17 protein-coding genes are annotated in these 24,098 nt (G+C 64.3%); 1 reads left to right on the top strand and 16 read right to left on the bottom strand.

Features of this window, described 5'->3' with window-relative positions; genetic code table 11:
- Nucleotides 1-58: 58 nt before the first annotated feature.
- From ACFWPA_RS08590 to ACFWPA_RS08655, 14 genes are all read right to left on the bottom strand, one after another.
- Entirely contained in the window at nucleotides 59-2,050 is a 1,992-nt protein-coding gene (locus ACFWPA_RS08590) for a hypothetical protein (RefSeq protein WP_378506791.1), read from the bottom strand.
- Entirely contained in the window at nucleotides 2,047-2,571 is a 525-nt protein-coding gene (dpdK, locus tag ACFWPA_RS08595; RefSeq protein ID WP_378506792.1) for a phospholipase D-like domain-containing protein DpdK, read from the bottom strand. The genes ACFWPA_RS08590 and dpdK overlap by 4 nt, the downstream gene beginning before the upstream one ends.
- Nucleotides 2,568-6,965, bottom strand: a complete 4,398-nt coding sequence (gene dpdJ / locus ACFWPA_RS08600; RefSeq protein WP_378506793.1) for a protein DpdJ — start codon at nucleotides 6,963-6,965, stop codon at nucleotides 2,568-2,570. The genes dpdK and dpdJ overlap by 4 nt, the downstream gene beginning before the upstream one ends.
- The gene (locus ACFWPA_RS08605; protein ID WP_378506794.1) at nucleotides 6,962-7,648 is read right to left on the bottom strand and encodes a hypothetical protein; all 687 of its coding nucleotides are present in this window, start codon (nucleotides 7,646-7,648) and stop codon (nucleotides 6,962-6,964) included. Before ACFWPA_RS08605 ends, dpdJ begins: the two co-directional genes overlap by 4 nt.
- Entirely contained in the window at nucleotides 7,641-10,646 is a 3,006-nt protein-coding gene (gene dpdH, locus ACFWPA_RS08610; protein WP_378506795.1) for a protein DpdH, read from the bottom strand. The genes ACFWPA_RS08605 and dpdH overlap by 8 nt, the downstream gene beginning before the upstream one ends.
- The gene (locus ACFWPA_RS08615) at nucleotides 10,643-11,509 is read right to left on the bottom strand and encodes a hypothetical protein (RefSeq protein WP_378506796.1); all 867 of its coding nucleotides are present in this window, start codon (nucleotides 11,507-11,509) and stop codon (nucleotides 10,643-10,645) included. The genes dpdH and ACFWPA_RS08615 overlap by 4 nt, the downstream gene beginning before the upstream one ends.
- Entirely contained in the window at nucleotides 11,509-14,082 is a 2,574-nt protein-coding gene (dpdF, locus tag ACFWPA_RS08620) for a protein DpdF (protein ID WP_378506797.1), read from the bottom strand. The genes ACFWPA_RS08615 and dpdF overlap by 1 nt, the downstream gene beginning before the upstream one ends.
- Nucleotides 14,072-17,311 (bottom strand): protein DpdE, encoded by a 3,240-nt coding sequence (gene dpdE, locus ACFWPA_RS08625; protein ID WP_378506798.1) that lies wholly within the window; start codon nucleotides 17,309-17,311, stop codon nucleotides 14,072-14,074. Before dpdE ends, dpdF begins: the two co-directional genes overlap by 11 nt.
- Before the next feature lie 443 nt (nucleotides 17,312-17,754).
- A complete protein-coding gene (locus tag ACFWPA_RS08630) occupies nucleotides 17,755-18,525 on the bottom strand; it encodes a hypothetical protein (protein ID WP_378506799.1) in 771 nt (256 codons plus the stop codon).
- Between the two features lie 51 nt (nucleotides 18,526-18,576).
- Complete coding sequence (locus ACFWPA_RS08635) at nucleotides 18,577-19,263, bottom strand: SIMPL domain-containing protein (protein ID WP_378506800.1); 687 nt, start codon at nucleotides 19,261-19,263, stop codon at nucleotides 18,577-18,579.
- A gap of 20 nt (nucleotides 19,264-19,283) precedes the next feature.
- Nucleotides 19,284-20,069, bottom strand: a complete 786-nt coding sequence (locus ACFWPA_RS08640; RefSeq protein WP_378506801.1) for an amino acid ABC transporter ATP-binding protein — start codon at nucleotides 20,067-20,069, stop codon at nucleotides 19,284-19,286.
- 28 nt (nucleotides 20,070-20,097) lie between these two features.
- Nucleotides 20,098-20,739 (bottom strand): ectoine/hydroxyectoine ABC transporter permease subunit EhuD, encoded by a 642-nt coding sequence (ehuD, locus tag ACFWPA_RS08645; RefSeq protein WP_378506802.1) that lies wholly within the window; start codon nucleotides 20,737-20,739, stop codon nucleotides 20,098-20,100.
- Complete coding sequence (ehuC, locus tag ACFWPA_RS08650; RefSeq protein WP_378506803.1) at nucleotides 20,736-21,506, bottom strand: ectoine/hydroxyectoine ABC transporter permease subunit EhuC; 771 nt, start codon at nucleotides 21,504-21,506, stop codon at nucleotides 20,736-20,738. Before ehuC ends, ehuD begins: the two co-directional genes overlap by 4 nt.
- A gap of 4 nt (nucleotides 21,507-21,510) precedes the next feature.
- Nucleotides 21,511-22,446 (bottom strand): transporter substrate-binding domain-containing protein, encoded by a 936-nt coding sequence (locus ACFWPA_RS08655; protein WP_378506804.1) that lies wholly within the window; start codon nucleotides 22,444-22,446, stop codon nucleotides 21,511-21,513.
- A 239-nt stretch (nucleotides 22,447-22,685) separates the two neighbouring features.
- Here ACFWPA_RS08655 and ACFWPA_RS08660 point away from each other — a divergent pair, with 239 nt between their 5' ends.
- Nucleotides 22,686-23,447 (top strand): GntR family transcriptional regulator, encoded by a 762-nt coding sequence (locus tag ACFWPA_RS08660; RefSeq protein ID WP_378506805.1) that lies wholly within the window; start codon nucleotides 22,686-22,688, stop codon nucleotides 23,445-23,447.
- Between the two features lie 18 nt (nucleotides 23,448-23,465).
- On the opposite strand, the gene ACFWPA_RS08665 is transcribed toward ACFWPA_RS08660, so the two are convergent.
- Nucleotides 23,466-23,747, bottom strand: a complete 282-nt coding sequence (locus ACFWPA_RS08665; protein WP_378506806.1) for a GNAT family N-acetyltransferase — start codon at nucleotides 23,745-23,747, stop codon at nucleotides 23,466-23,468.
- A gap of 160 nt (nucleotides 23,748-23,907) precedes the next feature.
- A complete protein-coding gene (locus ACFWPA_RS08670; RefSeq protein WP_378506807.1) occupies nucleotides 23,908-24,039 on the bottom strand; it encodes a hypothetical protein in 132 nt (43 codons plus the stop codon).
- Nucleotides 24,040-24,098: the final 59 nt, after the last annotated feature.

The raw sequence follows: 24,098 nt of genomic DNA on the forward strand, positions 1-24,098 counted from the left end.
GCTACTTGGATTGACGAGGCAACGCGAGTTGTGAGCATGTCGTCAACTCCGTCGCCCGTCATGTCGATAGCTCACTAATGCCGAGTTCAACGGTTCGCATCATGGAGGCAGATCCAGATCCGTCTGCGTGTCGGATGAGTCCCCTTCCGGCGTTGTCGGTGATAAAACCGGTCGCAGCATGCGTCGCACGACGGGTTGCCATGACGATCAGGTCGGCGTTGCGGGCATGTTGTCGCAGGGCCGTGTTACCCACCTTATCGGACGAAATGTGGACACGACTCGAGGGCCACTGCAGACGCACGGCTTCTTCCACGCGCGCAAGGCAACCCGTGTCAAGGCTGTATAGAAGGATGACCAAACGTCCCATTTGGTCGTGTTCTATGGCTGAGGTGTTCTCGTCGTCGTCCCAGGCAAGGGTGAGCCCGACGTCATTGGAGACCAGCGCGGCGAGTCGCCGTAGTGCGGGGGACAATCTGTGCCGCAGGTGATGAAGCGGAGCGACCAGTGCGGCGACGAAGGTTTCGCGTTCGTCAGAGTCGGCGTTGGGCCCGGATGCAACCACATCTGCAATGTCGAGTACTCGAGGAGCTGCGCTGGCGGCGACCCACTGAGGCGCGTATGATCGTAGATCCGACAGCATGTCGCGGTATGGTGCGGCTGCCGGTGACGCACGTAGGAAGATCTCGAGCAGAGCGCAGATGGCGCCCAGATCATTGGGCCCGAATCGTTCTGCGACCATGTACTGGCGCAAAAGGGCCGCAGCCGTCTGCATCGCTGGATGGTTCAGCTCGTCGGCCTCGAGAAAGGCTGCGACGCCGGACAGCAGTCCGTCGGTCGCGATGTGTGGCAGATCATCAATCGCATCGGCGAGCGTCCCATCGTCCATCCACGCCGGAGTCCAGCGCTGAGAGTCCTCGAGGGCAAGTTCTGGAGATTGTGCTGCCGAGAGTTCCTGCACCCAGGTAAGCCACGAGTCGAGGACGGGGGAGCGGTCGTCGTCTCGGTCGGTTTCGTTGTCGGGGTCGACATCAACCGACGTGGCCGCGAGGTCGGTGTCAATCGATGGGCCGTCGTCAGCGCGATTGCCGCTGACCGGCCCTGTTTCGGGCAGCAGGATGCCGAGGATGTCTGGGGCGATCGCCGCGGTCGTGGCCAGTGCCGTCGCCAGGGCCGTTTCACCACGCGCGGCGGCGACGAGTGCTCCCACCGTTGCCGCATCGCGGTCGTTGCTGGTGGTGAGGCGGCCGTCCACGAGCATTGCTACATCGGGTTGCGCTTCTTGCACGGCGGCGATGGCTTCAGCCAGGTCCGCTGTCCTCAGCGGAAGGCTCAGGGTGGTGCGCGCCCAGGCGCCAAGCACTGCCTCGCGAACCGACACTGGCGGTTCGGAGTACACGATTGTAGGCAAGGCCCCATGCGCGAGGATGGTTCGATCCCGCCCGAGACGAGCTAGTCGCCGGATCTGTAGGTACGCGACGTTCTCGTGAGAGATTCCTGCGAAAGCTTCGATCTCCGCGAGAAGGGTTGCCGATGTCTCGGCGGATCCGTTGGCAAGGGCGAGTTCGAACTCGCGCAGCATCCTGCCGGTGGGGCGTGCCCGCGTGGGTAATCGCAGCGGTTGGCCGCGCAGCGAGTCAACCATGCGCTTGACGGCTTTGTATGCGTGTCCTGCCGTGGCTTGCGTTGGTCGCAGGATGAAGGTCGTGCCTGGTCCTACGAGGTCGAGAATCGATGCCTCGACTGGGTCTCGGGGGTTGAGGTGAGCGACGCGTCCGTCGAACGGGCACCAGTTGTGGGCGAGTGCGGCTTCGACCAACGGACGCACACGGCCAGCGTGGCCAGTATCCCAGCATATGACGTAATAGATCGCAGCCGGCCAGGATTGCTCGCGACGGGGCAATACAATTGGGCACTCGTCTCGAGTGGTCAACGCCTCGAGGAAAGGACCCAGCGATGCTGCTACTGGTTGCTGTTGATCCTTGTTCGGCCAGACCGTGTTGGGCGACGAGAAGAACCGTGACAGGAACTGCTCTGGATCTGGCTGCGTCATGATTGACCGCCGATCCATCGCGTACGAACGTCGAGTCGTTGGCGGGCTGCGTTGGCGGCCCCGACTTCAAGGTCGAGTGCTTCTTCGTTTCGCTGGGTTCCGTGCCATGTGAAGTTCATCGAGCCTTTCAGTACCCACGTCCAGCCGATCATGATCTTTTCGTGGAGGTCGTCGCTGGAATACAGGTGCAGGTTCTCCTTTACACACATTCGACTCAGTCGGTGGACGAAGGTCTCGTTGTGCGGATCGGTCCGAACGGCGACGTGTAGGTGGGTTCCGCGCTGGGTCAGGAGCGCGAACACCTCGGTGAGACTCAGGGAGGACCGTGCCTCTGTGCCGACAACTGCATCGAACTGGTGGATCGAGTTGTCGATGACGGTGATGTCCGATACCCAACCGGTGACAAGCCAGAACTCGTCGCTGGGTTGGAGCAGTTCGGACACGAGGGCAGCGGTGAGGACATCACCGATGGCGAGGCCGCTTCGGGGGCGGGTCCGAACTGTTCGGGTGGCGTTGTTCATTGCAGTTCCTCTGCGAGCGAGAGAACGGCACGCACCATCCCTCGCCGGTGGTGGATTCCGGTGACTCGCCCGAAAACCCGCAGTCCGTTGTGTTCGGCTGCGGTGACGATGGCCTGTCGAATGCATTCGGCCAGTACATCTTTATGGCGATAGGGTGCAGTGAGGACGACACGGCCACCGGTCTCGATGTACTGCGTGTACTCCATGAGCCACTGGGGTTGTGTGACGTCCACGGTGGCGCTTCTATCCCGGACGATGTCGTCAAGCACAAGGCGTTCGACCACAACATCGTCGCGGTAGGGGTGCCAATGTTCGAGCCGGCGCAATCGAGCTTGCGGACCTCGCAACCAGAGCAGTGAGAATGCTGAATCCGACGTGAGGGGTGCGATCCCGTATCCGAGGTCACCTTGACTGGCATGGAAAACGAGGGTGCGCGCGTCGATCTCGACCCCCAGGCGGGCCTCATGGTGTGTCCACGACTTTGCGAGGTCCGTGACGAGGCGATCAATCATCTGAGTCGATCCTGGACGCAGGAATCGGGCGGCGAATGTTGATACCAGCAGGTGTCCGGGTGGGCCGTCCGATTCCGTCCATGCGTTCAGGAGATCATCGAGAGCTTCGTCCATCTGTTTGGTTCCAGCAGCACCACGGAAGTGTGCAACCGCGTGCGCGATTGGGCTTGTCGAGTCGAGAAGGTTACCAAGCACTTCCTGCAGGGCATGGTCCACGTCTTCTGCGTCGGTAGGTGAGCATGCACGACTGACCGCGTCCCAGAACTGGCGTGGATCTTTGGTGTAGTCCCGGTTCAAGGCCTCGATAAGGCCGAGTCCGCCGATCGAGGTTTCCGACACGATGATCGTGTATGCGCGGACTGTCGCGTCGAACTCGACGTCGACGGCCAGGTCGCTGTCCTCGGCGTCGGGGATGCTCTCTTCGGCAGCGGCAAGGATGGCGTTGGCGAAGGTGTCGAGAAATACGCGATCGAGCAGGTCGGTGGTGTCGGAGTATAGGTCGGGGGATGCCAGCAGTTGGCCGTGTTCGTCCAGTACCGATCTGACAGTTGGATCCTCTGAGAGGGACAGGAGATCGGCGAGAGTCCGACCTGGATTGTCCGCGTCACTTTCGTCGGCTCGATACGCCACTGTCAGGAACTGTGGAAGATCGTCGGCCCACCGACCGTGCGTAAGGGTGGCCGGGATGTCGGTGGTGCGATGGTCCGCGAATCCGAGGGCGGTGAACGCATGCAGGTAGATCTCGGCGAGTCGTTCCCGCTGAAATAGGTTGGCGATTTCGTCGAGGCGTTCGTCCTCGAGTACGCGACGACGGAAGGCCAACGTCCGCCATGGCGCGCTATTCGCGAACTCGCGTAAGAACCCTTTGTCTGCGTTGGGGAGTCGGCCGGTGACGACCATAGCGTCGACATCGAGTTCAAATCCAAGTGCTGCTACTTGGCCATCAATTGCGTACCGGACATGGACGGGTTCGCGGGTTCCATTCGCTTTCAGCACTTCGCCATCGGATCCAATTGTCATCCGACGGACTTTGAGAGGGCTACCGCCTAGGTGTAGTGCGAACGCACACGTGTCCACGAAATCCGACCACACCGAGGGCGTCGGTATGTCTGCCTGATGTAGTGATGCCCGATCGAACTCGAATGTTGATCGCCACCGCGGTCTTGCGTTTGAGGAGTCTTCGACGTCCTCGGGGGGTGTACCTAACTTGATTGCCAAGGGCCGCACTACGTCGTAGCTCTGTCCCTCGGTGGTGGTCCATTTACCCAGTCGGTGGCCTCGTGCAACGATGTCGTTGAGTTCGAGGTAGTCCCATGGCGGCGGGGTCGGAAGCCAAGTACGTGCTCGGGCACTCGTGTAGCCGAAGCGGCGGCTTACCTTTCCCGGTACTGCTTCGCGCAGCGCTTGGGCGATAGGGGTGGGTGGTGGCGGTTGTTGACCGCCAAGTTCATCGGGGAGATCGAAATCCACGTCTGGACTGTTCAGGGAGGCGAACAGCGAGGCACTCATGAACTCGGGGAGAGGCGAACGCGGTACAGCGCCGGGGTCAATCTCGCCGCTGAGCGTTGTCCATCGTGATTCCAGTCGGCGCAATGCGGTGGGGACGACGGAGAGGAGCAGAGAGCGGGGCTCTTCCCATAACGCAGCCTGGACTTCAGTCGGTGTCAGCATCAGCGATCGGCGGAGATGCTCGGCAAGTTCCTGTTGGCGTTGTGCGTTGCCCAACAGTTCGGTCAACTCGCCGATGACATGCTTGGTTCTCGGGTTGGTCCAATTGCCTCGCGGTAGGGCAAGGATTTCTCGGACGTCAGCAAGTGCCCTGCGGCCGATCCAATCGAGCAGGGAGTGGGTGGCCTGCATCTTGATGACATAGCGGTTGTTGATCGGGAGTGTGCGCGCGTCGATCTCCGGATCCAGCAACTTCTCGTACGTCTGATAGGCAATCCGGTCACGGCCGTAGTCCGAGAGGACGACGGCCGTGATCGGTCGCATCTCGAGTCGCCGCCCCGCTCGTCCCCGTCGCTGCAGGAACGAGGCAAGGTCCCGGGGCGCTTTGTGCTGGATGACAGCGCCGACACGGGGGTCATTGAATCCGACCTCCAGCGATGAGGTGGCGGTGATGATGTCAGCGCTGGAGTCGGTGCCGGCGTCCTGGGAGGATGTCCGGGCGATTCGCAGCGGTCGGTCCATGCGGTGCAGATGCGCGGGTAGGTCCCACGACTGCCCATCGGCATACCTGTCGCCTGAGTGCGGCGCCTGCGGGTTACGGAGATCGGCCAGGACAGGGTCGCCGGGCCGGCCTGTTCGCTGTTTGATGCCCTCGGCGTTGCGAAGGTTGTCGTACAGACGGTTGATCACATCGAGGTTGTCGGTGAACGCGAATGCGACGGAGCCATAGTGGTGAGGGGTGGTGTCCAGTACACGACCCAGGAGCATGGCGGTTTGGATCGTGGTCGAGAGCAGGGAGGTTCCCGAGATGGGGTCACCGCGAAGGACAATGCCGTACTCGCGGCTGATCCGCAGCATGTCCCCGTCAGCGGGAGCGATCACCTCGACGTTGCTGCGATCGGTCCCTGTCAGGGTGGCGAAGAAGTCGCCGGCGTCGCGTAGCGTGGCGGACAGTCCCACCATTACCGGATTCGGTTCCCCCCGTCGGCTATTGGCGTGGCGCCATCGGCGGAGCATGAGGCCAACTTGCGCACCGTGGGTCCCTGAGTAGGTGTGGACCTCGTCGAGAAGTACGAGGCGAGTGCCGTTGGCGCCGCGCCATCCCAGCAATTTGCCCAGACCGTAGGACGTTGATTGCTGACTGAGCATCTCGGTGGAGCTGAACAGAATGTCGGGCGGATTCGCGGCCATCGATTCGCGAGTCAGAGCCAACGTGCCAGGCTGGGTCGAGTAGTTGCAAGTGGAGCAGGTGAGGCGTTCGTTGTGTGCGGCGCAGTCCACCTCTGACCATGTCAGTGTGCCGCGGCAACTATCGACAGGACACGTGAAGTAGGGGCAAACCCACCCCTGCCCTTGCCGCTTCCAACTCGACCAGCGCCCACCCAACTGGGTGGAGTCCTTGGGCGTGGCGCCGTACAGCAGTGCGATCCGCGCAGGGCGGGACCCGGGTCCGTTCAGTGGGCCCAATTGGTCGACTGTTTTCAGTGCCTCTCGTGCCTGGTCACGCAGCAATTCATTGCGTGGATATAGGGCCAGGGTGTGTGGCCCGGCCCGACGGGTGTCCGCAGTCGCGGCAATGTCCAGCAGAGCGGGGAGGTAGAAGGCGAGGGTCTTGCCGGATCCTGTTCCAGCGGTGATGATCCGGGCCGAGAGTCCGGGATCGACGAGCGCAGACAGTATTGAGGCGGTGGCATTGAGCTGAAACGACGCCAGGAGGGAATCGCCGACGATGCGCGCGAGTATGTCGGCGTGGACTGGAGACCACCCCGGCGTCGAGGCGAGACTGTTGCTGGCTTCGATGGGTGTGATTGAACGCCGTGGGTAGCGTCGCGGTGCTACGCGCAGTCGATAGTCGGCTACCAGGGTGCTCGAACTGCGCCACCAACCGGGGACGGCGGGATCCTTAGGCGGCCAAAGTTGGCGCAGTGTGCGGAGTAGGCGCAGCGTCTCGCCGAGTCTGGTCCGGTACCTCGGTGTCGATACCGGGAGACGGTGGAGTAGTCCCGTGTCCAGTAGGTGGCGAAGATACTCGTCAGCGGTCGGTAGGTCTTCGTGTGAACGCTTGGCATCAATATCCAACTGCGCATCGATGGCATTCTCAACCTCGTCTCGGCTGAGGAACCCATCGACAATGCCCCAGGACAGCAGACGAAGTTCGACATCCTCGAGCCGACTCAGGAGATCGCCGACACCGGACCAACGGTCGTTGGTCATGATAGAGCCAGGTACAGTTGGTCGGCCAGTGCCTCGTCACGCTGCAGAAGTAGAAGTTCCTCTTCGCTGAGATCGGCAAGGCGTACGCGGCCGTTCCCGAACTTTGCGAGGATGACATCGAGATCCGACGTACCGACGTCGGCGAGGATCTCTTGTACCGACTCGAGCGTTGTCACAAACACTGTGATATCTGAGGCGGTAAACTTCGACATGTCAGCAGTCTTTTTCAGATCGCTGATCCGCGCAATCACATCCGACCGTGTGGATGCACCGAGTCGTGGAATGAGGCTCTGCGGAAGTTGAGCGATGGACGCATCAGCCCACGACTTCCACGCCAACTTGTTGTCGGCCGCAATCGCTGCATACGCCGTGGTGACGTCCCTCGTTCGGGCAGTAAGAAACTGAAGTGTCGGGCGACCGATGCTCTCGACTTGCTCGCGCAGCTTCGTGGCCGGCTTGGCCAGTCCTTCGATGGGATGGACGGGGGCGCCGACCTCGTTGAGTTTGCTATGCAGGCGGAGAGTCGTACCCAACGTGGTGATTTCGGTTTGCAGCTTTCCCAGCGCAGTCTTGATCTGGTTCTGCGCTTGCTGTTCTTGCTCGGTCTCACTACGCGCGCGTGACAGCGCGCTGAGCCGCCGGGCCCGGATCGCCAAACTGGTGTCGACAGTGTCCTCAGCCATGAGGCTCGGTCTCCTCGATTGTCGCGAACCACTGCGTGATGGTGGCCATTACTTGTTCGTCGATGTCTGCCGTGGTCCCGGTGTCGGCTTCCGCGCTGGCGATTCCCGCCTCGATCCAGTTCGCGCTGTAGTCGAGGTAGTCCGCGATGGCGGGTAGGTCAGCCCCTGCATCCGTGCCCACGGTGCTGAGTCGTGGAAGACCGCTCTGTGTCTTGGCGGACTCGACGAGTCTCGTGATCGTCGACATTGCGCTCTGATCCCAGGAGCGGGCATCCTCGTTTCGTGCAAGGACGCTGGCAAGGTTCTCGCGGACCTTGACATATCCGTGGCTCTGGCCGGTGCGGGTTGCTTCGGAAGTGGCGTCAATTGTTTCGATCAACGTCACTCCGGTTGGGAGGTGCTTGCGAATGCGATCGAGCAAGGACTGCCAGTACTCGAGCTGCGAGTCGGTGGCGCGGGTCAGTTCCTTCAGTTTCCGGTGCGCTTCCTTGCACCATGAGGGCACATCGATCTCGTCGTTCGAGGCGGCGAGGACCTTTGCCTTCCGCACGATGAGTGTCATCCGATAAGGGGCTACGGCGTACACGGCTCCAGTTACGCCTTGGGAGGGACCGACTGCGCTGAGGAAGTACTTGACTACGTCCTTGCGCTGCGAGACGTAGGCGTTGTAGGCGGCCTGCCAGTTTGGTGAACGCGCCGCATTGTCGGCCCGTGGTGTGGTCGGGTCGTCCCAAAGTGCGGCGTTGATGTAGTCGAGGTCGGCGGCCTTCCGGGGGAGGTGTCCACAGGCAGCGGCACCTTTGATCAACGACGCGGTTGCCTTCACCAAGGAATCCTCGTCGACAGCCAGCACGTCGAGGATCCGCCGCTTGGCTTCGTCGACATGTTCGGAGACGATCTGATCCAGGCGGGGTAGGCCCGGCCCGGCCTGTTGCCAGAGGCCAGCGCGGATGAACAGGAGGCCACGGAACATCATTGCGGTGCGGGCGTCGCGCGACAGTCGCACGACGGGTTCCGCGTTGATATTCTCGTTGGCACCTTCAATGGATACTCCTCGCGCGTTTTCCGGTACCGCCTTCTTCAGAGTTTCCGCAGTGGGCTCTTTGATGACGGTGTCGAACCATTGAACCCGCGCAAGCAGGGCTTCACGGACAATGGATCGCAGGTCGTTAGCCAGTCCCTGGGGAAGGGTCGTCCCAGTGGACCAGGCGTCGACGTCTTCGAGATCCTTCCGCAATGATGGGGGTAGGGTGCCGTCTGGCCCTCGCGTCTTCCCTTTGTCTGGGCCGCGGACTGGATCCGAGCCCGGTTTGGTCCGATCGACAAGGTCGCTGGGGATTGGTTGTTGGGAGAACGCTCGGAGGACGCCAGCATCGATTTGCTCGGTTCCCTCGCGTCCCCAGAATGTCAGCAGCGTCTCGATTCGGCCAGCTTCCGGATCGGGGAAGGCATTCTCGATCCGCTCCCTGACTTGGGTGGGTAGAAAGGGCAGTGCGGCCCTCGCCGACTCGTCTCTGAGCAGCGCCGCCGGAGGAAAAACTCCGTCACGGATCGTGCGAATGTTGTCGGTGAGGACATCGCGAACTGCTCGTGCCAGGACTCTGCGTGGGTTGAAAACGATCCGTTCGCCGTCCGTGTCCGCGCAGGCTCGCACGGCGCGAATGAGCGCTGCCTGGTTGTATGGATACAGGCCGTAGCCCTGCCCCGACGCGCCGAAGGCGGTGTGGCAGGGGGCCTGGAACTGGCATTCGCTGCACGCGTTGGGCACGCTGGGTGCTGACTTCTCGAGTTCCGTCCTGCCTACTCGGGCTGCATTCAGGTACCGACCGAAGAAGTCGACAAAGTCCTGCTCTTCTACTCCATTGGCGTCGAGGTCGACCTCGACGCGATACGTAGGGGACGATCCCTCGGCGCGGGTTCGGAATGTGTCCGGCAGTTTTTGATAGTAGCCCGGCGTGACCGCCATCATCGTGCGGACGGTCGCGTACTTCTCGACGCCCTGGACAACGCCCACTTCGACGATGGCATCCAGGAGATCTCGGCGGACGCCTTGGATGAGTGCGACATCCTCGATCAGTAGTACGATCTCGTGGCCGACGAACTTCTCGCGGATGCGCTTGAACGCCTGGCTGACATCGCCGACGTTGAGGCTGGCTGCCTTCGTCACTGCAGTGTCAAGGACCTTGTTGAGGAGGCGGACGGCCTCCGTCTGCAAGGTTGGATTTGAGAGTCGGCCGAAGATCTTCCGAGTGGCCGCCGCGGCATCTCCGATGTTGGCGTAGTCGCCGATATCGGTCGGCAACTCGGCTGTCGTGAATTCGAGTGGCACGTCGGGTTCGGATTCGTCGCGGCCATACAGCGAATACCGCGCCCGCCGCTTGATGAACGAATCGGGACGAAGCAAGTGATCGCGAAAGAGCGGGTCGAGAAAGAACAATCGCAACCCGTTGTCGCCCACGAGTGTCCTCGCTAGCGGCGTATCGGCTTCCAGCGTACGCAACACTTCTGCGAGCTCCAGAAGGATCCGTTGCTCCATTTCCTCCTGTGTCATGCCAGCTCCGAGGCTGGAGAGTTTGCCGCGGATTTCGTCGAATTCAGGGTCCGTTTGGTTGAGAAGGAGCTTCTCGATAACGTCCTTCAGGCTTGTCTCGGTCTTCTGTAGGTAGATCACATGGCGGTGGGGCGTTTCCGTGATGTTGGCGTCCATCCAGCGAACCAGGTGCGATTTGCCGGCCCCGGATTCTCCTAGCACAGTTGCAATGAGCACGCCGTTGGTTGGTGAGGAATTGAGAAACTCGTCGAGGATCTGCTCCTCGGTCACGTACTCGGACGTCCTATGGCCGCTGATATCACCACGTTGCCGGGTGACACGCAGCGGTGAGTGAGTCGCGAGCAGCACAGCTTCGGACTGAGTCGCGGCCTCGGTGGGAATCGTCGCGGTGACGGTGTCAGCAGACCAGCATACGTAGTTGATTTGCTCACTCATCGTGGTCGTCATCCTCCGATTGTCACAGCCGAGACGTAGCGGTCGCGCCCGTGGTCGCGCGCGTCAGGTAGAGCCACCACCCCGGATGGGTCGGACTGATAGGTCATCGACAGGACGCCGCGCTCTTCCGCGCACGACAACGCCAGTCCGAGTGCGCGCATGCCGGTGTCGACGTCCTCCTCGAGTCCGTCATAGGTGGCGTGTGGATGCCCTGGTAGAACTGGTAGTTCACTGCGTAGAAAATCGAGAAACTGCTGGACGGGGATCTGTTCACCGATCGGTAGTGGCGGACCTACGGGATGGGAGATCACGTCGACGACCGCGTCGGTCGGGTCAGCCACGATCCTTCCCGTTGCATTCTGCTTGGCTGGAACCATGATTTTCAGTGCGGGCCGACTGAAGCCGAGTGCCTGGCTCCACCAACTGAACCCGTTCCACCGCGTGTCGTTTGTGAACAAACCTGCTGGCATCGAGGTTTGGGTGTCTCTCCAGTGCAGTGGTTGGGTGGGAATCTGTCGCATGAGCCACACGAGGCCGCGACGGAGGTCTGGTGCCCCTTCTGCTTCCTGGCCAATCGTCTCGGGTGGAACCACGAGGCGGTGCCGGAGGCGGCGCATGAAGTCGGCTACATCCCTCACTGTTTCGGCGCTGTGAAGGTCGTCGGAGTCCCGGTGTACGAGGCCGAACTCCCGCAGTCCATGCAGTGCGCGGTCGGCATGCGCACCGCTCTGTGGTATCGCACTTCGCATCGAGGTCGGAGTCACCAGGTTGAGTACTTGGTCCTTGCTCAGGTCGGGGTTGTCCATGATCGTTCGATGGATGATCCACATTGCCTGAGGAAGGCACAGGGCTGGGCTGGGGTTCAGAACGTCCATTACATACTTTCCAGTAGTGCGTCGGCGGAGACGCTGGTGGTCACCCCGGTGACGTCCCGAAGCAGGTTTCCCGGTCGATCAGGATCGGGTGTCGAGTCGGGTCCCAGGATGTAGCTGACCAGTCCAAGGTCGAGTCGCTCACGTACCGCGGGGTCGAGATTGCCATTTGGTAGGACAAAGACCATCGGCCCCGGGTAGTGCTCCGACAGGCGCAGGTGCGAATCCGCCTCATCGAGAATGATCGGTGTATGTGGCACCGCGGACTGCAGTCTGTCGGCATCGGCAGGCGTCAGGCCAGAGAACACGTTGATTTTTTTCTGGGCCAGGCGGACGAGCAACGGTTCGGTATCTTGCCCTTCGCTGAATCGGATGAAAAGTCCGGGGCAGTTTCCACGCCACGTGCTCAAGGGATCGGCGAGAGCGTGTGAGGCCGGCAAGAAGGGGTTGGGTTCCTGAGGGTCGGTGCCTGGTGATGATGCGGGATCACGTCGGCAGGCGGGGCATCCCCTGCACGCCGGCGATGTCAGAAGGGTGCCGCCGTCGTGGTGCACTCGATAGTGGCGCGCGATCACGCGTCCGACGCATTCCTCGCCGGTCATGAGAGTGGCCGAAGCATCCAGTGCTGCTGCTTGTGCTGTATTTACCCTCTCGCGCACCTCTTTCAGGGCCCGAATCCATCCGGTCTCGCCCTGTAAGTCTCCGCGGAGCAGCTCAAACTCGATGAAGTCATCGATGTTGGCGTAGAACGCCTCACGCGCTTGCGTGTCGGCATCAGCAGTCGCTCCTTCTGTTGGAACCCATTGCGGCGGTCGGAGGCGGACGATCCCTGCTTGTGCCATCAACGTCAGTGTGCGCACGTTCCAACTGGCGCTGCGGCCGTACCCCTCGGTCATGTACTCCGGCAGGGTGCTCTTCTGCACTCGGTATCGCAGCGTACGGACCTCGGTGCCTGAGCTGAGGAGTCTTCGCCAGCGGTCCCATCCCTTGTCGTCGCCGATCATGGTTACCCTGCTCAGTCGCTCCGCGATCTGCTTGCCGCCGGGGCCGCTGCAGAGGTACGCAACCGCCGGTCGCCCGTCTCGTCCCGCACGACCGACCTCCTGGTAGAAGCGGTCGACTGTTTCGGGCAGGCAGGCATGCACCACGGTGCGTACGTTCGGCATGTCGAGTCCCAGGCCGAATGCAGATGTTCCGACAATGACATCGAGGCTCGTCGCTCCACTCTGCCCCGAGGGGGCGAGTCCGCGCCAGCGGGCCATGACTGAATTACGTTCAGCCTCGGTAGATTTGCCGGTCACGCAGCCGACGCGGGCGAGGCCCCTCTCGTGAAGTCGGGTGGTCCAACTCTCTGCGTCGTCGACTTTGGACGTGTAGAGGATCAGCGGACGGGGAAGTGTGGTCACGGCTTTCAGAATTGCTTGGTTGCGTTCTTCTTCGTCGCCGAGGGCGTCGAAGAAGAACGCCGGTTCTGTGCGAAGTTCTGATCCCCAGACCAGGTCCGCCTTCTCGTCGTCGACTGCGAACAGGCTGGTGAGCAGGTCGAGCGGCTTCTGCGACAACGTCGCACTGAGGAGCAGCACCGAAGGCTTCTTTCCCACTGGTGCTCTCTCGTGCGCTTCACGGATCAGTCCGGGCATCGTCTGGAATTCCGGCCTGAAGTCGGCGCCCCACTGGTCGACCAGGTGTGCCTCGTCGATGACGACCTGCTGCAAGAATCCGGCATCGGCACAGTCGAGCACGGCGGCAGCGAGGCCTGTTACGAACGCCTCCGGTGAGGTGTACAGCAGGCGCTGTGTACCGGATCGAATCTGTTCGCGGAGGTCCTTCTTTGTCTGGCCATCGAGTGAGCCAACGTAGGCGTACCGATTCAGTGGGCTGAGTGGTTGTCCTCGGTGCTGCGCAGCCTCTCGTGTCCGTCGTTCCATGTCGAGAGCGAGGACGATGGTTGGGACGACGACAATCGTGACTCCGTGAACGGAGAGTAGCGTCTTCGACCAGGCGACGGCAGTCTTACCGCGTCCTGTCGGAAGCGCGATGACCAGTGCCCCGTTCTCGTTCAGTACTGCAGCCCGAGCAGCCTGACGTTGGGTCTCCCCGCGGTAGGAGTTGTACTGATGCGCCTGCCTCCAAAACGGGTCGGCAGGTAGCTGTGTTGCGTTCTCTGAATCCACATCTCGGTACACGGCACGGACTTGGTCGCGTGCGAGTTCCTCGGCTGCGGGAGTGCTATTCCGGCTTGGGGGATGCCAATCGAGCGCCCGAATTGCCAGGCGCCCGTCGGTCAGCGGGTTTGAGGAGCACTCCGCTTCTCGCCACTGCTCCGCCGTTGGCCATGATGGATCCGATGGAACCGCCAACACGGGAACTCCGCCATACGTGGTGTGGGACGTCAGCAAGACTTGCCGAATCAAGCCGGCGGCATCACGCCAGTGCGCCGCGCCACTGCCCAGGCCATCCATCGCGTCGAGAAGTCGGAGGCACGCGTCACTGCAATCCCAATCCGGGTCCACCACTATGGGGTGGGGCCAGGCTGCCAGTGCGGATTGAGTTACTGAAAGGTCGTTACGCGACATAGTCCGACCAAGGCTGCGTAGACAGGACTACACAACTGACCGTTGTCAGCCTGATTGTTGGGTTCGTGACGGCCTTTTCGATTGCATGACCGATTGCCACCTCGGCGTCCAATGCGCGTGGGTCGCTGACCAGGCCGGCCGCTTGAGTTCGAGCGCGACTCTGGGCGAGGACTCGTCCCGTTTCGGTTCGTACGTTGTCTGCGGCCTTGCCACACACGTCGAGGAGGTCTGCTGCTGCCTGCAGGTGATCGAGTGCGATCTGGTAGCAGGATTTCGCGACAACCTCGAAGTTCTTCTCGCCTCCGATGACGGTGTGGAGAGCGGAAATTCGCTCGGGGTTGAGGTTGGTGTCGCGGCCGCCGTCCTTCATGGGCAGGGACAGGTAGGCGGCCAGTTGGGAATTGTCCAGGACGTCACTCGAGGTCGCCGGCACCCAGATTCGGTGTTGTTGGGGTCGCAACACGTTGTCTGCTCGGCGTCGCGCAATTGGTTCGATCGTACGATCGTCGCCAATTGTGCCGACAATTGGTCCCGTATCGGCCTCGATAATGAAATCGAAGCCGAAGAACGCATGCGGTTCTTCGTATCCTGGGCACCGTCGCCACATCGCGGCAGCCTGTCCACGATCGTCGAATGCCAGTAGCTTCTCGACCCCATCGATGAAGGGGTTGCCGCGCCGGAACAGGCGCCGTGTTGGCTTCAGTTTCCAACGGTCGAAGAAGCCACTGCGGACTGCCTCGACCGTCATGAGTTTGGTGAGTAGTCGGACGCTGACGAGAGGATCTGCCTTTGGATGGCGTTCGAAGGTGATACTGCCATCGCTGTTCTCTCGACCGTGGAGTCGAATGCCTTCGGCTCCTTCGATGAGTTGGCGGTAGGGGCGTTCGATTTGGTCGGGCTTCTCCTCGTACAGGGCGATGGCCAGCGCCATCGCCGCGCCGTCGGCGTGGGTGCCGTAACTCGACTCGAGCGCATCGATCTCGTTGATCCGCCGCTTCTCCCGAAGGAGTTCACTCTGGATTGAGTCGGAACTCGCGAGAAAGCCCTCAATGCCGTCCGTGAGCATCGTGCTCCAGACATCGCGGGCCAGATCGTCGACCACTTCTTGCATCGCCGAGATTGATTCGGTGAATATTCCGAAGCCGTTGGCGAGTACCTTCATCCAGGCGGTTGGAACGCCCTCGGCGTCGGCATCTGCAATCACGAATTGCGCCGCCGGCGGTTTGTTGCTGTAGCGGTCCACACGTCCGATACGTTGCTCGAGTGAGTTGGCGTTCCAGGGCATCCTGACGTGAACAACCAGTGTTGCATCCTGGAAGTTGTGGCCCACGTCGCCGCTGTCGTCGGTGATCAGGATTCCACCGGTCGAGCGCCAGCGGTCGACTTCCTCCTTCCCAGTTTGTTCAGGCTTCCCGTTCAACAGCTCATGAACCCGCACTGCAGGGGCGTCGCTTCGCAGGCGGGCGGCAAGTTCGGCGGCGAGCGTGCCACGGCCGCAGAAAACGATGGCCTGTCCGGGCACTTTGCACGCCGCGTTGACCCGTGCGGCGAGAGCGACGACACCGCCCATTCCTATCGAGTCGCGCAGAACCTCGGTGAGGCTGGACTCGAATGGCAGCGCCGGTGCGGCGTCCAATATTGCCTTCTCCGTGACCTGGAGAACGTCGGTGTCGACTCCGTGGACCCGATAGTCGAGTGCTGCGAGCAAATCGCTTGCAGGGCCGCCGGTTCGTGATACAAGCACTCCCAGGGCGAGGCCGTATGGCGCGGGATCGAGTTCGTCATCGAGTACAGCGGCCGCGACACCGGTGGTCCACTGGGCAACGAGACTCGCTGCGGCATCGGTCTCGGGTGCATCCAGGCGCAACACCGCAGGGCGCTTGCGCCCAGCGAGTTCGAACGGTGCGAGCAGGCCGTCGTCGTCGAGTCGCTCCATCTCGATGTTGTGTCTGCGGTTGCGAATGACGCGATGGTGGAGGCGGTAGGTCTCTGAGACGTGTGTTCGCACGGTTGCGACACTTCGCCTGAGGGCGTCGATGTCGACGGTTTCGGGATCGGTTCCAGGCGGTCCGAACAATTGCATCGCGTCGTCGACGGCGGCACTGAGCGTGACGTCGTGGGGGACCAGGTTCAAGATCTCGTCGAATTGCAACTGGAGCAACTCGGGGTTGTCGGCATCGGGTTCTTCGTCGAGGCCGAAGATCGCCACCGCCAACTCTCGGCGTGCCTCGAGCAGATGCTCGAACTCTTCCCGGGCTTCCCAGCGGAACAACTGAGGGTCGAGCAAATTCAGCAGCGCCAGGTGGGTCGAACTGCTGCGGGAGAACGGTGTTGCAGACAACAACAACAGGCGTGGCGCCCGATGAGCGAGCATCGCCAGTTCCCGGTACGGGGAGTCCATCGGGCCCGTCGTCCGGGCGAGCAGATGGGCCTCGTCGATGACGAGCATGTCGACGCCCAAGAGATCGACCCATCGGTCGGGTTCGCTGTGCGGGACGATCTGGAACGGCAGCCTGCCATTCGAGAGGGGGAAGTCGTCGAGATAGAACTTGTCGAGCAGTTCGGAACGCCATTGTCCCACGAGCGCATCCGGCACGATGATGCCGATCCGCCTTCCGGGGGCGTCGAGCAGGAGTTGACGCATGACGAATCCAGCCTGGATTGTCTTGCCCATCCCCACTTCATCGGCAAGGAGGTAGCGCTGCACAGGATCGCGGATGATCCGCAGTGCTGCGCTTATCTGGTGTGCATGGAGACGTACGCCAGCCGACATGATGCCAGTTGCCGACGCTGTTGCCCTTCTCTCTGCCAGCAGCAGGCGCCGCACAGGTTCACGAGCGTCACGATAGCGCGGTGTCTCGTTGGCCTGCGACAGGAGGACTTGCAGGGGGTCGTGGGTCGGGCGTTCCCAACGCACCCGAAGCAAGTTTTCTGGCACCTGCAGATCCACTTCCACGTTTGGAAGTCGAACGTAGTAGATGTCTGGTCCGCCACCGATGACACGCCCCGCCCGCCACCGGTGCTGTGCATCTTGGAAGAACACGCGGGACTGCGTTCCTAGGCGGACTCGTTGGACGTCAGCGAGTGGCACCCAGCGAGCCTCAACTACGGGTTGGGCGGGGGATTCAAACTGCTCGAGTCGGACTTGCCCGTCTGTGATCTCGCCAATCCGTGCGATATCGGACGTGCCGCGCTGAACGACGAGTTTGCCCACGTCTGAGTTCGTCATCGCACCTCGCCGATCATTACGAGGCGTCCCGAAACAGATTTGACGGCCGCGGTGTGGTGCGCAATTAACAGTTGAGCAGCATGCCGAACCGTTGGCTTCTGAGTGAACCAGCAAGTTGCGCCGCCCAAGGTTGCTCTCCTGTCTGGGGATCTCATGACAATCTGTTTGGTTGCGGATCACTGTTTCGCGCGAACCATACCCGTGTGCGCCAGAAGGGCAGCCTTCGAGGTTGCCGCGGTTCGTCGCTCGCTACTGCGCAACCAATACCGCAGCGTTGGGTGCGCCGTGTGTCGACCTTGGATTCACGAGGCTGGCGCGCCGCCTCCGTCCTCACTGTCGAGTCGAATACGGGAACGGTCACAGCGGAAGCCCGAGAATGCTGAGGGGTGGTTCACGAATTGCACTCTATGGCGGCTGCAGATCACCGGATGTCGTGCGTTCGTTCAGAACAGCGTCGGTTCCGCCCGCTGCCCGGTCCGCGCCTCATGCACCCGTGCCGTCCACCGCTCGACGAGCCAGCGCTCGACGAGTTCCGGGCAGGTCTCCGCCTGCTCGGCCCAGGCGTTCAGCACGCCGAGGTACCGGTTGTACCGGCGCACGGTGAAGCCGGTGACGGCGGGGTTCTCGATCCAGCCCTGGTGGAGCAGGGTGGAGATGCCGTGCTGATCGATGAGTTGGGCGGGGCCGGCGGCGGTGCGGGCGCCGACGGCCCACAGGTACGTCGACAGCAGCACCACGCCGACGCCGGGGGTGTCGGGCCAGCCGGACCAGGAGCTGTCCGGCGCGTCGGGTATTCGTTTCTGCTTCGCGCAGAAGTCGAGGACCGCCTCGATGGTGGCGAGCGGGTCGACGTCCTTGGGGAGGCGTCCGTTTCGCACATCCGGGAACCGGCGTCGCGCCTGCCGGCTGTGGTGGGAGCCCTGCCACGCCGCGCACAGGAACAGCAGTCCGAGGTTCGGGTGGCCGCCGATGGCGAGCTCGCTGCCCGGCCGCAGGTCGTTGCGCAGGATGGTGGTCTTGCCGCCGTCGACGACCCGGCCGTCCAGGTCCCGTCCGCGCAGCCGGATCTCGTGCCCGCCGGCCTTGAGGTGCGTGTTCCACCAGTCCAGGTCGACGAGGGCGCCGTCGTCGAGGACGTGCAGATCGTGGGTGCGGTTCCGGCACCACAGCACGCAGTCCTCGGGCGGCTCGAAACCCTCGTCGAACGGATGCATCGGCCCATCATGGCAGCGGACGCCGCCGAAACTGGGGAGGCGCGGCGCCGGTTACGACGCCTCGAACCGGGCCTCCACGTCGGCGCTGATCGTCACCTGCCCGGGTTCGAGGACCAGGGCGGGTCCGCCCGCGTCGGTGGCCATCGCGGCCATCGGCGCGGCGGCTCGCATCGCCCCGCGGGCGAGCGGGCCGGGCGGGGTCGGAACGCCCAGCATGCCGGTGTCGGCGATCGCGGCGGCGTGGAAGGCGCCGAGCCCGAGGCTCTCCGTGTAGATCTGCGCCTTCTCGATCGCGTCGGCGACGGCGAGGCGGCGCACCGCCGCCACCCGCTTCGCCTCCTTCCCGCGGCTCATCCACCACCGCAGGTGCTCGACGCTCGCCGCGTCGACCTCCGCGGCACGGGTGACGAACGGCCCGACGGCGCGGAAGTCGGTGAACGTCACCGTGATCGGCGCCGACGACTGGTACAGCCACGGCTGCTGCGTGCCCTCCGGGTGGTAGGGCCGGGTCCGGGTGTGCTGCACCTGGTCGAGGCTCCACCGCCGGACCGGGCCGCCGTCGTCGCGGAGCGCGGTGATCAGGTCGGTGACCGCGGCGATCGCGGCCGCGGCCTGCCCGGCCGCCGCCTCGCGGGTGGCGCCGTCGGCGTGCACCCGCAGCGTCACCGTGCACCGGTTCGGGGTGAACCGTCGCTCGGCGTGGCCGGTGACGGTGATGGACACGGTGGGGGAACTCATGTCCGCCAGTGTGCCAGCGTTCAGTGGTCGAGGACGGCCTTGAGGAACTCGCGGGTGCGGGTGTGCGCGGGCCGGGTGAACATCGTCTCCGGGTCCGCCTCCTCGACGATCCGGCCGCGGTCGAACATCAGCACCCGGTTCGACACCTCCCTCGCGAACCGCATCTCGTGGGTGACCAGCAGCATCGTGATGTCGGTGTGCTCGGCGATGTCCCGCAGCACCGCGAGCACGTCGGCGACGGTCTCCGGGTCCAGCGCGGAGGTCACCTCGTCGAGCAGCAGGATCTCCGGGTCCATCGCCAGCGCCCGCGCGATCGCGACCCGCTGCTGCTGGCCGCCGGAGAGTTGGGTGGTGCGGAAGTCCCGCTTCTCCAGCATCCCCACCTGGGTGAGCAGTTCCTCGGCGCGGGTGACGGCCTCGGCGCGGCCACGGCCGAGCACGTGCATCGGCCCCTCGATGATGTTCTCCAGCACCGTCATGTTCGGGAACAGGTTGAATTGCTGGAACACCATCCCCACCCGGCGCCGCACCTGGCGGCGCCGCTTCTCCGGGATCGCGACCCACCGGTCGCCGCGGTACTCGTGCGTGTAGGGGTCGCCGTCGATGAGCAGCAGCCCGCCGTCGGCCTCCTCCAGCGTCATCAGCAGCCGCAGGATGGTGGTCTTGCCGGAGCCGGACGGCCCGATCAGGGTGACCCGGTCGCCGGGCGCGACCGTGAAGTTCAACCCGTCGAGCACGACGTTGTCGCCGAAACGCTTGACGACGTTGCGGAATTCGATGGCGGGGGTGGCGGCGTCGGCGGTCATGTGGTGGCTCCCAACGGGGGTGTTCAGGTCAGGCAAGGCGGCGCTCCATCCGCCGCACCAGCAGCGACGTCGGGTAGCTGAGGATCAGGAACATCAGGCCAGCCAGGGTCAGCGGCTCGGTGTACGAGAAGGTGTTGCCGCCGTAGGTTTGTGCGGCGGTGAACATTTCGACGACGGAGATGACGAACAGGTACGGCGTCTCCTTGAACATCGAGATCGCGTAGTTGCCGAGGCCGGGCAGCGTGTTGCGGATCGCCTGCGGCAGCACCACCGCCCGCCAGGTGCGGGCCCGCGACAGGTTCAGCGCGGTCGCCGCCTCCCACTGCCCGGCCGGGACGGCGTCGATCCCGGCCCGGTACACCTCGGACATGTACGTCGCGTAGTGCACCCCGAGCACCCCGCAGCCGACGACCAGCGCGGGCACGCTCGGCAGCAGCAGATACACGAACAGCAGCTGCGTCAGCAGCGGCGTGGACCGGATGAACTCGACAACGATCCGCAGCGGCAGCGTCACCCAGCGCCGCGGCGAGCGCCGGACCAGCGCGATCGCCAGGCCGAGGATCGACGCGATCACCATCCCGATCACGGTCGCGAGGACGGTGATCTTCAGGCCGTCGAGCATCTGCGGGAGCACATCCCACGCCGTCTCCCAGCTCCACACGTCGTTCACGCGGCCCCCTCCTTCACGCCGTCGGGCGCGGCGGCCGCGGCGGTGGGCGTCGGCCCGGTCCGGGGCGCGAGCCGCAGCACCTCCCGCAGCGTCGGCCGCGGCGGGCCCTGCCCGAGGCGGCGTTTCGCGCGCGCCTCAAGCACATTCATCAGCAGCGTCAGCAGGTAGGCGATCGCGAAGTACACCAGCAGCCCCACCCCGAAGCTGAAGAACGTGTCCTGCGTCGCCTGCCGCAGCTGCCCCGTCCAGAACTGGACGTCGTGCAGGAAGATCGTCGACGCCAACGCCGACCCCTTGAGCAGCTGGATCAGCAGGTTGGCCAGCATCGGGACCATCTGCGCCCACGCCTGCGGAAAGATCACCCGCCGAATCCGGTGCAGCCGACCCAGATTCAGCGCGGTTGCCGCCTCCCACTGGCCGCGGGGGACGGCGTCCACCGAGCAGCGCACCACCTCGGCGCCGTAGGCACCGAAGTTCAGCCCGAGCGCGACGATCCCCACCGCGATCGAGTCGAGCTTGATCCCGAATTCGGGGAGCACGAAGAACAGCCAGAAGAACTGGACGACGAGGGAGGTGCCGCGGAAGAACTCGACCACCACCCGGGACGGTCCCCGCACCCACAGGGTGCCCGCGCGGGACCCGAAGCCGAGCAGCACGGCGACGAGCAGGGCCAGCAGGGCGCCGCCGACGGTCAGCTCGAGGGTGACGAGGACCGCCTCCCCGAGGGCGGGGAGCCGGGCGATCAGCGTCGAGACGTCATCGGACATGCGGTCAGGAACCCAGGCCGAGCTCCGGGCCGAGCTCGGTGGCGATCTTCTCGAGGTCGCCCTCGCAGAGCATGGCGGCGGTCAGGCCGGGGACGGGCCGCTCCGCCTCGGTGAACCCGAACGGCCCGAGGATTTCCTGGTACTTCTGCGGGTCGGAGACGATGGCGGCGAGCTTGTCGTTGTAGGCGTCGAGCAGCGCGGTGTCGCCGCTGCGGAAGACGGTGCCGCCCGCGCCGACCTGCGGGACGCCGTCGATCACCGCGACGAACGAGTCGGTCGCCTCGACCGCGGCGTCGGACCGGTCGGCGAGGGCGCGCACCGAGATGCCGGTCAGCGCGAACGCGTCGGCTCGGCCGGCGACGACGGCGTCGAGCCCGTCCTGCGGGCTGCCGACCTGGATCGTCTCGACACCGGTCCGGTCCGCGTAGCCGGCCTCGATGGCGCCGTTCATCACCGCGAGCTTGACGCCGGCGTCGACGGCCGACTGCCAGTCGCCGAGCCGGTCCGGGTTGCCGGTCGGGACGAGAAACGCCGTCGTGTACATGATCTCGGGTTCGCTGAAGGCGGCGTTCGCGCAGCGGTTCGGGAGGATCGACATGCCGGCGCTGATCGAGTCGAACCGGTCGGCGGTCAGCCCGGGGATCAGGTTGTTCCACTCGGTGAGGACGCCGTCGACCCGGTCGATGCCGAGCTGCCCGTAAATCTCCCGGTTCAGGGCGACGGCGGCGCCGGTGAGCTGGCCGCCGTCGTCGGTGAAGCTGTACGGCTCCTCCCCGGCGAAGCCGACGCTGATCGCCCCCGCGCCCTGCAGTTCGGCGAGCAGGTCGCCGGGGTTGCCGCCGGAGCCGGTGCTCGAGCACGCGGTGAGCGCGGTCAGGGCGAGGGCGGAGCCTGCGGCGATGGCGGCGCGGCGGCCGCTGCTGGTCCTGGTGGACGACACGGATGTCTCCCTTCCGTGGCTCGGCGCGGGCGGTTCCGACGCGTGAGCCGGGGGTGCGTGAACGATCGGCAACGAACGAAGATGATGACGATGCGACAATCTACGTGTCGGTGTGTCGGATTGTCTACAATCTGCGTGCCGGGGTCGGCGGGTGTCGGCGCCGGCCGTCAACGCCGCGGGTCAGGCGGGGTGCGTCAAGCGATTAGGATTGCCGAGTCAGGCTGGATGAAGGAGAGCGGATGACCTCGTCGCCCCGCGGGATCGCACCGTCGCTGTCGCCGGTGACCCGCCCGTCGACCGTGGACCTCATCACCACCGAACTGCGCAACGCCGTCTACTCCGGCGCGCTCCCGGTGGGGTCGCCGATCCGCGAGGTCGAGATGTCCGGTCAGCTGGGCGTCAGCCGCGGCCCGTTCCGGGAGGCGGCCCAACGCCTGGTGCAGGAGGGCCTGCTGCGCGCGACCCCCGGCCGCGGGCTGAGCGTCGCCCGGATCGGCAGGGACCGGGTCCGCGCCCTGTACGAGGCGCGGCTGGCGGTGGAGACCAGCGCTGCCCCGCTCGCCGTCGCGCGCGCCACCGCCGCGCAGGTCGCGGCCGTGCGGGCCGCGCACGACGAGCTGATCGCCGCCGAACGTTCCGAGGACGCGCTGCGGGTCGGGGACGCCGACCTCAACGTGCACTGGACGCTGGTCGCCGCCAGCGGGAACCCGTGGCTGGTGCGGTGGATGACGACGCTGATCGTCGAGGTCCGGATCGCGAGCTTCAGCCTCAGCGAGGAGTACGCGGTCCGCAAGGACACCGCCGACTCGCACCTCGGGATCGTCGAACGGTTCGAGGCCCGTGACGCCGACGGGCTGGTCGCGGCGATCCGCGCCTGCCTGGACGGTGCGGTGACCCGGCTGCTCGCCCCGGGCAGCGTCGAGGTCGAGACGTTCGACGAGCCGCGCCCGTCGTCGGCGCCGCGGCTCGATCCGATCACCCCGATTCTCCCCGAGGCCTGAGCGGCCGGGGCGGGGGCGTCAGGCGAGCAGGTCCTGGTATTCCGGGTGCCGCGCGACGTACGCCTGCACGTACGAGCAGGAGGTGGCGATCGTGATGCCGTCGGCGCGGGTCGCGTCGAGGGCGGCGGCGACGAGTTTGCCTGCCAGGCCCTGACCCTGGAACTCGGGATCGGTGACGGTGTGGTCGAAGTCGCGGACGCCGCCGTCGATGACGGTGTAGTCGGCGTGCCCGGCGACGGTCCCGTCGACGAGGATCTCGAAACGGTTCTGCTCCGGCTTGTGCTCGATGGTGTGCGCCACGGCCCTGGTCCCTTCGTCGTCGGTGAACGCCCCGCACGCTACCCGGCGGCGGCGCCGTCTCCCTCAACGCGACGACCGGCGGCCGCATTCCATTTCCGAACTGTGCGTGAGTTTTACCCCAGTCGGGGTAAAACTCACGCACGGGCGCGTCAGCGCACGATCAGCTCAGGCCGCTCTCGCCGACGAGCTTGACCACACCGTTGATGGTGTTGGTGATCGAGTCGACGATGCCGGCACCGACGATGTCGACGCTGCCGAGCGGGATCAGGGCGATGGTCTCGAGGGAACCCATGTGTACCTCCGGGGGTGGGGCGGGACCGCGACGGCGGGCCGCCGGACTGTGGTCACCCG

Source organism: Rhodococcus sp. NPDC058505, assembly GCF_042720095.1.
Classification (GTDB): domain Bacteria; phylum Actinomycetota; class Actinomycetes; order Mycobacteriales; family Mycobacteriaceae; genus Rhodococcus_G.